Genomic DNA, 12,257 nt, shown 5'->3' with positions numbered 1-12,257 from the left:
GGTGTTCTGTCGCACTGTTACCAAATCCGAAAGAATCCATCTTGCGATTAGCGCTTTCTCTCCCCGAGCCAGCGCTTTATCCTTGTCTGCAACAACCTGAAACGTTTCACCTTTCAGCCAAACCTGACGAACGCCCACCCCCGGCCGCCGTTTGCGTACCCAAAACCAAAAACTATTAAGACCTGCCCTTGCCTATGCCTGCTTTCCCAACACTGCGCCTGTGCGCTGCGCTGCTGCCTTTGTGCCTGATCACCTGCGCCCAGGCCGCGCCGGCCTTTGACCGTGAGTCCCCGTGGATGCTGGGTGATTTCGGCGGCTCCCGGACAGCGCTGTCTCAACTGGGCTACGACTTCAAGATCGACTACACCGGCGAGATGGGCAGTAACCTGCACGGCGGCTCGAACCACGACCGCACTGCGCGCTACAGCGATCAATGGGCCTTCGGCAGCCACCTGGACCTGCAGAAGATTTTCGGCTGGCAGGATGCCGAGTTCCAACTGACGATCACCGAGCGCAGTGGCAACAACATCACGAACGATCGCATCAACGATCCACGGGTCGGCGGCTTTACCTCGTCCCAGGAGGTCTGGGGCCGTGGCCAGACCTGGCGCCTGACGCAGATGTGGTACCAGCAGAAGTTCTTCGACCAGAAGCTCGATATCAAGGCTGGGCGTTTTGGCGAAGGTGAAGACTTCAACAGCTTCCCCTGCGACTTCCAGAACCTGGCGTTCTGCGGCTCACAGGTGGGCAACTGGGTCGGTGGCATCTGGTACAACTGGCCGGTGAGCCAATGGGCGCTGCGGGTCAAATACCACCTGACGCCCGAGTTGTACGCGCAAATCGGCGCCTATGAGCAAAACCCGTCCAACCTCGACCGCGGCAATGGCTTCAAGCTCAGCGGCAGCGGTACCCAGGGCGCCCTGTTGCCGGTGGAGCTGGTATGGACGCCAAAGGTCCACGGCCTGCCGGGCGAATACCGTGCCGGGTATTACTACAGCAGCGCCAAGGCCAGCGATGTGTACAAGGACCGTAACGACCAGCCTGCTGCCCTCAGTGGCGAGGCCTATCGCAGCGCCTCCAGCAAGCACGGCATCTGGCTGGGCGTGCAGCAGCAAGTCAGCAGCCTGGCCAGCGACAACACCCGGGGCTTGAGCGTGTTCGCCAACGCGACGATGCACGATAAGAAAACCAACGCTGTGGATAACTATGTCCAGGCCGGCGTGGTCTACAAAGGCCCGTTCGATGCTCGTGCCAAGGACGATATCGGCTTTGCCGTGGCCCGCGTCCACGTCAACCCGGCGTACCGCAAGAACGCCCAGGCCAGCAACCAGGCCCGCGCGGTCTACGACTTTGACGACGCCGCCTACCTGCCGGTGCAAGACACCGAGTACAGCGCCGAACTCTATTACGGCGTGCACGTCAGCCACTGGCTGACGGTGCGCCCGAACCTGCAGTACATCCGTCATCCGGGGGCCGTCGCCCAGGTGGATGACGCGCTGGTCGGCGGGATCAAGCTGCAAGCGTCCTTCTAAATCTGAATAAACGCAATTAGCCCTGAACCAAGCCTGCGCGCAAACGTCATCTACAGTGAACATGCGCGGGACTACCTTAAACGTCACGGAGAATCACACTATGAGCACTGATGGTGCTTCAAGTCCAAGCCGCCTGCTGCCCAGGCTGCTGGGGATCTTGCTGCTGATCATGGGCCTGGCCTTGTTGGCCGGGGGCATCAAGCTGAGCATGCTCGGCGGGTCGCTGTACTACCTGCTGGCCGGTATCGGCATCACCCTGACCGGCCTCCTGCTGCTGGCCACGCGCCGCGCGGCGCTGGGCTTGTACGCGGTGGTGCTGTTCGCCAGTACCGTGTGGGCCCTGTGGGAAGTCGGCCTGGACTGGTGGCAGTTGGTGCCGCGCCTGGCCCTGTTGTTCGGCCTGGGCATCGTCATGCTGCTGCCGTGGTTCCGCCGCCCCTTGCTGCGTGGCCAACCTGCCCCGCTGGGCACTGGCGCACTGAGCGTGGCCGTGGTCTTGGCCGGCGCCACCGCCGTGGCCAGCCAGTTCACCAACCCCGGTGAAATCAAGGGCCAACTGGACCGCGATGCGGTACCGGGCATGACCAATGCCGCCCCGGCCCAGGCCGATGGCGACTGGAACTCCTATGGCCGCTCGGCCTTCGGTGATCGTTACTCGCCCCTGGCGCAGATCACCCCTGAGAATGCGCACAAACTGGTGCCGGCCTGGACCTATCGCACCGGCGACCTGCCTGGCCCGGGCGACCCCGGTGAAACCACCGCGGAAAACACCCCGCTGAAAGTCAACGGCATGCTCTACGTGTGTACGCCGCACAGCCAGGTGATTGCCCTTGATCCGGACACCGGCAAGGAAATCTGGCGTTTCGACCCTAAGCTCTCGACGCAAAAAGCCGCGAACTTCAAGGGTTGGGCGCACATGACCTGCCGTGGCGTGACCTATCACGATGACGCCGCCTACGCCGCCACCGCGCAAAGCCCGGCCACTGACGCCGCTGCGCCGGCTGCCAACGCCTGTCCGCGCCGGATCTTCCTGCCGACCGCCGACACCCGCCTGATCGCCCTGAACGCCGACACCGGCAAGATGTGCGAAGACTTCGGCGACAAAGGCCAGATCGACTTGGGTGCCAATATCGGCGCCTTCGCCCCAGGTGGCTACTACTCCACCTCGCCGCCCGCCGTCACCCAGAACCTGGTGGTGATTGGTGGTCACGTCACCGATAACGTCTCCACCGACGAACCAAGCGGCGTGATCCGCGCGTTCGACGTACACACCGGCAAACTGGTGTGGAACTGGGACAGCGGCAACCCGGACGACACCACGCCGATTGCCGAGGGCAAGACCTACACCCGCAACTCGCCGAACATGTGGTCCATGTTCGCCGTCGATGAAAAACTCGGCATGCTCTACCTGCCGATGGGCAACCAGACCCCGGACCAGTTCGGTGGCTACCGCACGCCTGCGTCGGAGCTGCACGCTGCCGGCCTGACAGCGCTGGATATCGACACCGGTAAAGTGCGCTGGCACTACCAGTTCACCCACCATGACCTGTGGGACATGGACGTGGGCGGCCAGCCAAGCCTGATCGACATCAAGACCGCAGCCGGCGTGAAGCAAGCGGTGATGACTTCGACCAAGCAAGGCAGCATCTACGTGCTGGACCGTGCGACCGGCGAGCCTGTCGTGCCGATCAACGAAATCCCTGTGCCGCAAGGCGCGGTGGCCGGTGATCACACCTCGCCAACCCAGCCCAAGTCCGACCTCAACTTCATGCCACCGCCCCTCAAGGAACGTGACATGTGGGGTGTGACCCCGTTCGACCAACTGCTGTGCCGGATCGACTTCAAGTCCCTGCGCTACGACGGCCCGTTCACCCCGCCATCGCTGCAAGGCTCGATCGTCTACCCAGGCAACTTCGGCGTGTTCGACTGGGGCGGCATCTCGGTTGACCCGGTGCGCCAGATCGCGTTCGTCAACCCGAGCTACATGGCGTTCAAATCGACCATGATCCCGGCGGAAAAAATCGCCGCCATGGGCCCACGCGTCAGCGAAACCGAAGGCGTGCAGCCGAACAAAGGCACGCCGTACGGCGTGGTCCTCGAAGCGATGCTGTCGCCCATGGGCCTGCCGTGCCAGGCTCCGGCCTGGGGTTATGTGGCTGCCGTGGACTTGACCAATAACCAGACCATCTGGATGCACAAGAACGGCACCGTGCGTGACAGCTCGCCGGTTCCCATCCCCCTGAGCATGGGCGTGCCAAGCCTGGGCGGGACCTTCACCACCGCCGGTGGCGTGTCCTTCCTCAGCGGTACCCTCGACCAGTACCTGCGTGCCTATGACGTGAAAAACGGCAAGCAACTGTGGGAAGGTCGCCTGCCTGCAGGCGCACAGACCACCCCGATGACCTACACCGGCAAGGACGGCAAGCAATACGTGCTGGTCGTGGCGGGCGGTCATGGTTCCCTGGGGACCAAGCAGGGTGACTATGTGATGGCGTTCAAGCTGGCGGATTAAGCGGCAGCTGCAATAAAAAACCCCGGAATTCCGGGGTTTTTTATTTGAAATACAGTCCAAATGTAGGAGCGGGCTTGCCCGCGATGGCGTCTGTAAGAGCGCCGCAGGGTGTCAGTTACCCAACGTCATCGTTAACGACCATCGCAGGCAAGCCAGCTCCCACACAAGCCAGTCCCCACATGAGGTTGTGTTGAATCAGTCAGACCGTGCTGCGATCTCGACGCATCCACATTTCAAACGCCATGGCATTCAACGGCCGGCTGATCAGGTAACCCTGGGCCGTGTCGCAATTCCACTGTTTGAGCAGCCTCAGGCTCGGCTCGAACTCCACCCCTTCGGCCACCACCTTGAGCCCCAGGTTGTGGCTCATCTCGATGGTCGAGCGCACGATCACCGCATCGCCGCTGGTGCTGTCGAGGTTGCGCACAAACGACTGGTCGATCTTCAGTTCCTGCACCGGCAGGCGCTGCAACTGGGCCAGGGATGAGTAGCCGGTGCCGAAGTCGTCCACCGACAGGCTGATGCCACACCCGCGCAGTTGCTCAAGGATGCGCAAGGCCTGTTCCGGGTTGTGCATGATTGCGCTTTCGGTGATTTCAAAGATCAATTGCCCGGCCAGCACCCCGTGTATCTCCAGCAACTCGGTCACCCGTGGCGCCAGCCCTTCGTCGCCCAGGTCATCCACCGAAATATTCACCGACAGCTGCACCTCCAGCCCACGCACGCTCCACTCTGCCAATTGGCGGATGGCCTCTTCGATCACCCAGTGGGTCAGGCTCGACATGCTGCCGGAGCGTTCGGCCAGGGGAATGAATTCGGCGGGCGATACCAGCCCCAGGGTCGGGTGTTGCCAGCGCAATAGCGCTTCGGCCTGGCGCACGTAGCCATGGCGCAGGTCGAGCTTGGGTTGATAACACAGGTATAACTCACCCTCGATGGCGGCGCGGCGCAGGTCGCGGATCAGGCTGATCTGGCGTTGATGGGCGAGGTCTCGGTCCTGTTGATAGATCTGCAGATAGCCGGGCTGCGCGGCGGCATCGTGGCGTGCAATGGCCGCGCGGCTGATCAGTTCTTCGACCTGCCGGCCATCTTCAGGGTAGGTCGCAATACCCATGCTTACTTCGTGCCGCAGCTCATCACCGCCGACCCGCTGCGGTTCGGTCAGCAGCGCGTACAAGCGGTCGGCACGGGCCACCGCGCTGTCGATCCGGGTATTTTCCAGCAGCACCAGGAACTCGCTGCCCGTGATACGGGCCGCCGTGTCGCCAGCGGCCAGGCTCGACAGCAGGCAGCGGCTGGCTTCGCGGAGCATTTCTTCAACGCCTTGCGGGCCAAAGCCTTCGTTGATCACGCGGTAGTTTTCAATCCCCAGGTACAGCAACACCACCGGGCGCCGCGCGCTGATCGCGCTGCCCAGGCGCTCCATGGCCAGGGCGCGGTTGGGCAGCCCGGTCAGGGCATCGTGCAAGGCGTTATGGGCCAGTTGCCGTTCGCGCACGGCGATACCGCTCTGCATTGCGTTGAAGGCGCGGGCCAGCAGGCCGAACTCATCCTTGCCACGCACCGCCACCGGTGTGCGGTAATCGCCGGCGCCAATCCGTTCGGCCGCCTGCACCAGGGCATTGAGTGGGCGCGACACCCGGCGCGCCATCAACAGCGCGCCCACCAACGACACCAGCAATGCGGCCAGAGCGATGCCGAGAAATTGCCGGTCCAGCGGCGCAAAGGATTGCAGGGCGTGGTCCAGCGGGCTTTGCAACAAGGCCATGACTTGCCCGCCCTCCCCACTGTTGGCCAGGGGCAGCACCTGGCTGAGAAAACGCTGGCCGCGAAACTCGATCATCTGCCCCCGCGCGGTAGTACTTGAATCTTGCAGCGCCTGGATGATCGCCGGGCGATCCTCCATCGGCTGGGTGCTGAACAAGGTACCCTGCTCACCGTTGTCCAGGCTCATGAATGACACTTCCAGGTTGCTCAGGGAGCGCAACTCGCTGGCAAACGTCTCATCCATGGAGAACCCCATGACCACCCGGGCCACGGGCAACGGATCGAGGACCTCTTCCTCGACCAGCAGGAACGGCTGGCCAGCCAGGGCGACGATCAGGATTTGCAGGGAGTTGCGCCGGGCCTGGCGCAGGGCATGGGCGTAAGGGAAGACTTGCTGGCGGGGAACGCCAGCCAGGGTACTGACGATGACCTGCCCGTCGAGTCCCAGCACAAACACCTCGCTGCTGCGGACCCCTGTGCCATGGCGCTGCAAGGCGGCAATAATCTGTGACGGCTGGCCGGCGGCAACGGCCCGGCGGAACTGCGCGTCCACCGTCAGCCAGTCCAGGCCGTATTGCAGGCGCCGCCCGCGCAGGTCCAGCAAACGCTCGAATACCCGGCTGCCGGTTTCCAGCTGCACCTGGGCCTGGTTTTCCACCGCCCGGGTGGTGGCGCCCTGGACGGCGAAATACACCGCGCCCACCACAACCAGCAGCAGTAACGCCAACACCCCAGCCAGGCGCGTCTGGAAGGCGTGGCGCCAGCCAATCCGCTTGCCCTCCGGCAGCGTTCGCCCACCCCAGCTCAAGCGTCCTTTTGTCATACGCATCCCTCGCGACTACAAACCCTGCGTCAAAAAAATGCCCTTTCATTCAGGGCATTTGGACATCCAGATTAGTCTTCGCCGGGCAGAAGTAAAACCTAATAAATGCGGGCGGTTCGATGACATTATTTTGACGACAAATCACCGCCTAAACGGCAGCGGGCCCGCATGAAATCGCCCCAGCGGCGCACCAGGTAGTTGTGCTCGTCCATCACCGAATTCCACACCGCAATATGCCCCATGCGCTGCTCGTAGGAGCCGCCATCGCGGACTTCGCCGACGTCGATCAGTGGCAGGCCATCGCTGCCCAGCAACTCTTCGCGGGCGGGTTTTCCTGCGTACCAGTAGTCCCACTCGGCGCTGCTCAGGTGGTCGCGGCTGCGCGCCGGGTTGCCGATGTAGTAACCCTGGCGGGCCATCACCGCACCGGGCCAACCCGACAGCCACCAGTTGAGGTAGGCATAGGCCGCGTCCAGCACCGGGCCTTTGGCATGGCGCGACAGCGACAGGCCGCCGAACCAGGCGCGATAGCCTTCGCGGGGCACAGCCAGACGGTATTTGACCCCGGCCCGATGCAGGCGCATCAAGGTCGGCGACCACAGGCTCTGGATATCGATGCTGGGGCTGAGCATCAATTGCGCCGCTTCCTCATCGTCGGACCAGAACGCGGCGAAATGGCCTTCCTTCTGCTTGCGCACAAGAATGTCGGCCAGCACATCGATCTCTTCGATGCTCATATTGCCGATGTCATTGAAGTCGGCCAGCCCCGCGCCCTGCACCGCCAGCGCCGCATCCAGGGCGCCGATGGCCGCGTCGCTTTGCAGCGCGGTGCGTGCGCTCCAGGCCGGGTCCAAAAGCCAGCCCCAGCTTTCATTGCTGCGGCAAAAGCCCTCGGGCAAGCGCTCGGGACGATAGGCAAAGCTGTCGGCGTTGTGGGTCAAGGGCAACATGCTGATGCGCTCGCTGACGGTGCTGCCGAGGCTGCCATCGTGCTGCACGAACAGGCGTTCGCTGGGCACGCTGCCGCCGCCCAGGCGATCATCAGCACTCAGGCGCCCGCGCTTGGGCAGGTCGTTGATCTCGTGCCACAGGGCGATGCGCCGGGTATCGATTGGCTGGATCGCCCGTGCCGGCCACACAAAGTCGACGTTGTGAAACCACTGGTCATAGAGGTCATAGCTGTCCGGCTGCATCACCGCGATGCGCTGCGCCTGCTCGACATCGTGGACCTGATACACCAGGCGAATGCCCAGCTCCTGTTCGGCGCGCACGCGCAAACATTCCAACAGGGTCACCGAGGTGCCCAGCACTCTTAGGGTAATCATGGGGCGAACCTGCGGCAGAACACATCAAAGGAGCGGCGCAGCAACGCCGGGTCAAGGCCGCGCAAGATAAACACCAGGCGCGACTGACGCTCCGTGCCCGGCCATGCAGGCAAATGAACCGGGGCATGCAGGCAATGCTGCACGCCATGAATGACGATGGGGGCTGAGCTGGCGTTCACGTTGAGCAGTCCTTTGACGCGAAGAATGCGTTCGCCGTGGCATCTTAACAGCATCGATAACCAGACCCCGAAGCCCACCCAGTCCAGGGGCTGGTCGAAGGTCAGGCAACACACTTGCGCCGCGCCGTGGGTCGAGGGTGTGGAAGCTGCCTGATGCAATTTCCAGCGCCCCACTTCCAGCGCTGGCGTGGCGCTGCGCAGACCTTCACCCAGCAGCAATTGGTCGCCACTGTGGACCTCATCCGTGTTGAGGATCGGCGTGCCGGCGTTCAGCGCGGCCAGGTGTTGGCGCAAGTCATCGCAGTGATCCACCAGGTCGGTCTTGCTCAACAGCAAGCGATCGGCCGCCGCCACCTGGGCCAGCCACTCCGGGTGCAGGCGCTCTTGCAGGGCGGCGTGGCTGGCATCGACCAGGGTCACCACCAGGCCGATATGAAAACGCCCGCGCAGTTGCACATCGTTGTTCAAGGTGGCAAGGATCGGCGCCGGGTCGGCCAGGCCGGTGGTTTCCAGGATCACCCGCTTGAAAGCCGGGATTTCGCCACGTTCGCGGCGTTGCAGCAGGCCCAGTAGCGCGTCTTTCAATTCGCCACGGATGGAACAGCAGATGCAACCGCTGGGCAGCAATACCGTGTCGGGCGCCACTTCTTCGACCAGGAGATGGTCGATGCCGACATCGCCAAATTCATTGATCAGCAGCGCCGTGTCACCGAGGCTTTCGCCTTGCAACAGGCGCTTGAGCAAGGTGGTCTTGCCGCTGCCGAGGAAGCCGGTGATCACATTCAGCGCAATACTCATATTCATCCCCCACATTCAAAGGCGGTCCGGGGCAACTTCCAGATGGTTGAGCAAGGTTGGGTCCAGAGGATCCAGCGGGCGCCCCAGCATGCTTTCTGCGGCACGCCATAGCTGATCCAGGCCGCTGGCCAGTTCCTGCTTGCCGGTGGCGCCGAGCAGCAGGTAAGAGGCGCCCTGGAAGTCTTCGACCTTGAGCCGGAACACCGCCAGCACCTGGTTGATCGCGGCAATCCGGCGCAGGCGTTCGCGGCGCCGTGGCAGCTCGTCGCCCAAAGGATCGCTCCAGTGCAGGTCTTCGCCCAGCAGTCCACAGAGTCCGCACATGCTTAAGCTCCGCTCATGGCATGACATCGCCGGAGTTCGGCCCCAGTGTCTGGCCAACAAACAGGTTGCCACCCGGCTCACTGGCCAGCAGCACCGCCGTGGGCGCTACTTCATCGGCCAGGCCGAAGCGTCCCAGGGGCAACTCGGCGGCCTTGGCGCGCTTCCAGGTGTCACTGATGCCGCCCACCAGCGGCGTTTCAATCGGGCCGGGGGCGATGGCGTTGACCAGTACGTTGTCCTTGGCCACTTCCAGGGCCAGGGATTTGGTAAAACCGATCACCCCGGCCTTGGCCGCCGCGTAGTGGGTGAGTTCAGCGCCGCCCTTGATCCCCAGTTGCGAAGCGACGTTGATAATCCGCCCCCAACGCTGGGCGAGCATATGGGGCAAGGCGCGCTGGCTGGCGATAAACACGCTGGTCAGGTCCACGCGCAGCATGTCGTTCCACATCTCGATGGACAGGTCGACACAGCGCGCCTGGGTCAGCATGCCGGCGTTGTTGACCAGGATGTCGATGCCGCCGAAACGGGCGACGCAACTGTCCACACTGGCCTGGGCGCCTTCGACGGTGCCGACATCGGCGATGCACTCAAACACCTCGGCACCAAGGTTGCGACAGGTGATGGCGGTTTCGGCCAGGCTCGCGGCGTCGCGGTCGGCCAGCAGCAGGCGTGCGCCTTCGATGGCGTAGGCGCGGGCGATGGCAGCGCCGATACCGCTGCCGGCACCGGTGATCACGGCGCGGCGGTTGCTGAGTTGAGGCATATAGATTCTCCTGTTCCTGAGACGGGTGAGCGTCCCATAGGGTTAATCGGGCCAGCGCACGGTCAGGCCGCCATCGATGACGATGCTCTGCCCGGTCAGGTAGCTGGAGGCATCGCTGGTCAAGAACTGCACCAGCGATGCCACCTCATCCGCCCGCCCAACCCGGCCCAGCGGGATCGCCCGCGCGGCTTTCGCCAGGCCTTCGGGGCCGAGGGAGTTCTTTGCATCCAGCGACTGCGGCGTCTCGATCAACCCCGGGATCACGGCGTTGCAACGGATCCCCAGCGGCGCCAACTCCACCGCCAGCGAGCGACACAAACCCGGTACGCCCGCCTTGGCCGCCGCGTAATGCGCATGCTCCTGCCAGCCGTACACGCCACCGGCAATCGACGAGATCGCCACCAGCGCCCCACCCTCTTTCATCTGCCGGGTCGCCGCGCGGAAGGTGCGCATCACCCCCGTCAGGTCGACGTTGAGCATCTCGTTCCACAGCGCGTCGGTCATCTCCAGCAATGGCGCGCGGCGCAACAGGCCGGCGTTGGCCACCGCATAGTCGAGGCGGCCAAAATACTGGATCGCCTGCGCCGCCAGGTTATCCACAGAGGTGGTATCCCCCACGTCCAGCGGCAACATCACGCATTCACCACCGGCCGCTTGCACCAGGTCTGCGGTGATTTGCGGGTCATGGGGATCGGCCGGGTAATACCCGCCCACCACCGCCACGCCGCTGCGCGCATAGGCCACGGCGAGGGCTTGGCCGATGCCGCTGGCGGCACCGGTAATCAAGGCAACTTTACGGCTCATCAATACACTCCTTACTGGACAGTTTCCGGACGCACGTGGCGTGCGGCAAACATCAGCGCGCCGGAGAGGAAGCACGGCAGCGCACCGAAATACAGGGCGGCGGTCTGCCAATCACTGCCGGCAGACAACACCTGGGTCGCGCCAAAACCGGCGACCACGGCGCCAATCGGGCCCATGGCATGGATGATCGCGCCGCCGGTGGCACGGATGCTGGTAGGGAAACTTTCACTGATGAAAAACAGCGCCGCCGAGTACGGGCCGATCAGGAAGAACAGGCCCAGGCTGTACAGCCCGACCACCATGGGCATATTGCTCGGCCCATACAGCATGCCGGCGAACGCCAGGCCGCCAAGCATCCAGCCCAGGCCGATCACGTTGCGCCGACCGATCTTGTCGCCCAGCCAGCCGTGGGTCAGGTAGCCGCAGTAGCCCACCAGGTTGGACAGCACAAGGATGATCAGCGAGTTCTCGAACGAGATGTGGTGCACGCTGATGATCACCGAGGTGCCAAGCACGCTGAACACCTGGATCGCCGCCCAGTTGAGCAGGATCGCCGCGCCGATCACCAGGGTCGCCCGGCGTGCCGGACCACGGAAGGCCGCCTTGAGGCCGGCCTTGCTGTGTTCATCGTAGTCCACGCCGTAGGTCAGGGCGACGTTCTGCGCCTCGCTCACCGCGCCGCTTTTACGCAGTTGGGTGATGCGCTGGTGGATCTGGAACTGCGGGCTCTCCTTGAGCTTGCGCGCCATGATCGCAATCACGATGGCCGGGATGGCCGCGAAGATGAAGCAGCCCTGCCAGCCGATGATCGGCAACAGCAGCGCAGTCAGGCCCGCAGCGATCAGCGCGCCCACCGGCCAGCCGCCTTGTACCAGGCTGTAGATAAAGCCACGGCGCTTGGCCAGTTTCGGGTCGTCGGAAGCGGCGTACAGCTCGCTCAAATAGGTAGCGTTGACCGTTTCCTCGGCATAGCCCAGGCCACCCAGGGAACGGATAAAGATCAACGGTGACTTGCCCCACGCGCCGCCAATGGCCGTCAGGGCCGAGCACACGGCGGAGCCGGCGACGGTGAAGATAATCCCGGTGCGCCGTCCCAGCTTGTCCACCAGCGGGCCGATGGCCAGCGCCACCACGGCAGTCCCCACCGCCACCCAGGTCGCAATCTCGGCTTGCTCCACCTCACCCCAGCCGAAATGCCGGCCGATTTCCGGCAGCAACGTGCCGAACAGGATGAAGTCATACACCGCAAACACCCAGGCAAAAAACGCAATCCAGGTGGCGAAACGCACCTCCTTGGACGTCAGTTGCCGGGGTTTCCAGCCAGTCAGGTCGAGCTTGTTATAGATAGACATGGATCGCGCCTCGATGGGGGCAAAGGGTCAGGTACGCATGGGGCCCCCTGTAGGAGCGAGCTTGCTCGCGAAAAACCC

9 protein-coding genes are annotated in these 12,257 nt (G+C 63.7%); 2 read left to right on the top strand and 7 right to left on the bottom strand.

The window, feature by feature from the left end; all coding sequences use genetic code 11:
* Window positions 1–194: 194 nt before the first annotated feature.
* Window positions 195–1,532: a carbohydrate porin gene (locus tag FJD34_RS04925; RefSeq protein ID WP_065944166.1), complete on the top strand. Its 1,338-nt coding sequence runs from the start codon at window positions 195–197 to the stop codon at window positions 1,530–1,532.
* A gap of 100 nt (window positions 1,533–1,632) precedes the next feature.
* Complete coding sequence (locus FJD34_RS04920) at window positions 1,633–4,044, top strand: glucose/quinate/shikimate family membrane-bound PQQ-dependent dehydrogenase (RefSeq protein WP_032859949.1); 2,412 nt, start codon at window positions 1,633–1,635, stop codon at window positions 4,042–4,044.
* A 199-nt stretch (window positions 4,045–4,243) separates the two neighbouring features.
* Here FJD34_RS04920 and FJD34_RS04915 read toward each other — a convergent pair whose 3' ends face one another.
* The 7 genes from FJD34_RS04915 to FJD34_RS04885 form a co-directional block, all read right to left on the bottom strand.
* Complete coding sequence (locus tag FJD34_RS04915; protein ID WP_090293201.1) at window positions 4,244–6,580, bottom strand: putative bifunctional diguanylate cyclase/phosphodiesterase; 2,337 nt, start codon at window positions 6,578–6,580, stop codon at window positions 4,244–4,246.
* Window positions 6,581–6,759: 179 nt separating this feature from the next.
* On the bottom strand, window positions 6,760–7,959 hold the full coding sequence (locus FJD34_RS04910) for an ABC transporter substrate-binding protein (protein WP_032859950.1): 1,200 nt from the start codon (window positions 7,957–7,959) through the stop codon (window positions 6,760–6,762).
* Window positions 7,956–8,936, bottom strand: a complete 981-nt coding sequence (locus FJD34_RS04905; RefSeq protein ID WP_032860153.1) for a CobW family GTP-binding protein — start codon at window positions 8,934–8,936, stop codon at window positions 7,956–7,958. Before FJD34_RS04905 ends, FJD34_RS04910 begins: the two co-directional genes overlap by 4 nt.
* 15 nt (window positions 8,937–8,951) lie before the next feature.
* On the bottom strand, window positions 8,952–9,260 hold the full coding sequence (locus FJD34_RS04900; RefSeq protein WP_032859951.1) for a hypothetical protein: 309 nt from the start codon (window positions 9,258–9,260) through the stop codon (window positions 8,952–8,954).
* A 13-nt stretch (window positions 9,261–9,273) separates the two neighbouring features.
* On the bottom strand, window positions 9,274–10,023 hold the full coding sequence (locus FJD34_RS04895) for an SDR family NAD(P)-dependent oxidoreductase (protein ID WP_032859952.1): 750 nt from the start codon (window positions 10,021–10,023) through the stop codon (window positions 9,274–9,276).
* A gap of 42 nt (window positions 10,024–10,065) precedes the next feature.
* The gene (locus FJD34_RS04890; RefSeq protein ID WP_065944167.1) at window positions 10,066–10,827 is read right to left on the bottom strand and encodes an SDR family NAD(P)-dependent oxidoreductase; all 762 of its coding nucleotides are present in this window, start codon (window positions 10,825–10,827) and stop codon (window positions 10,066–10,068) included.
* Between the two features lie 11 nt (window positions 10,828–10,838).
* The gene (locus FJD34_RS04885; protein WP_032859954.1) at window positions 10,839–12,179 is read right to left on the bottom strand and encodes an MFS transporter; all 1,341 of its coding nucleotides are present in this window, start codon (window positions 12,177–12,179) and stop codon (window positions 10,839–10,841) included.
* Window positions 12,180–12,257 lie beyond the last annotated feature (78 nt).

The organism is Pseudomonas brenneri (assembly GCF_007858285.1).
GTDB lineage: Bacteria > Pseudomonadota > Gammaproteobacteria > Pseudomonadales > Pseudomonadaceae > Aquipseudomonas > Aquipseudomonas brenneri.
Note: the sequence above shows the minus strand (reverse complement) of the source record. Positions and strands in the feature narration are given on the sequence as shown.

Bases quoted from the DNA above. Each gene is read 5' to 3' on its own strand.
- FJD34_RS04925 (WP_065944166.1), top strand. From the start codon at position 195: ATGCCTGCTTTCCCAACACTGCGCCTGTGCGCTGCGCTGCTGCCTTTG.
- FJD34_RS04920 (WP_032859949.1), top strand. From the start codon at position 1,633: ATGAGCACTGATGGTGCTTCAAGTCCAAGCCGCCTGCTGCCCAGGCTG.
- FJD34_RS04910 (WP_032859950.1), bottom strand. From the start codon at position 7,959: ATGATTACCCTAAGAGTGCTGGGCACCTCGGTGACCCTGTTGGAATGT.
- FJD34_RS04905 (WP_032860153.1), bottom strand. From the start codon at position 8,936: ATGAGTATTGCGCTGAATGTGATCACCGGCTTCCTCGGCAGCGGCAAG.
- FJD34_RS04900 (WP_032859951.1), bottom strand. From the start codon at position 9,260: ATGTGCGGACTCTGTGGACTGCTGGGCGAAGACCTGCACTGGAGCGAT.
- FJD34_RS04895 (WP_032859952.1), bottom strand. From the start codon at position 10,023: ATGCCTCAACTCAGCAACCGCCGCGCCGTGATCACCGGTGCCGGCAGC.
- FJD34_RS04890 (WP_065944167.1), bottom strand. From the start codon at position 10,827: ATGAGCCGTAAAGTTGCCTTGATTACCGGTGCCGCCAGCGGCATCGGC.
- FJD34_RS04885 (WP_032859954.1), bottom strand. From the start codon at position 12,179: ATGTCTATCTATAACAAGCTCGACCTGACTGGCTGGAAACCCCGGCAA.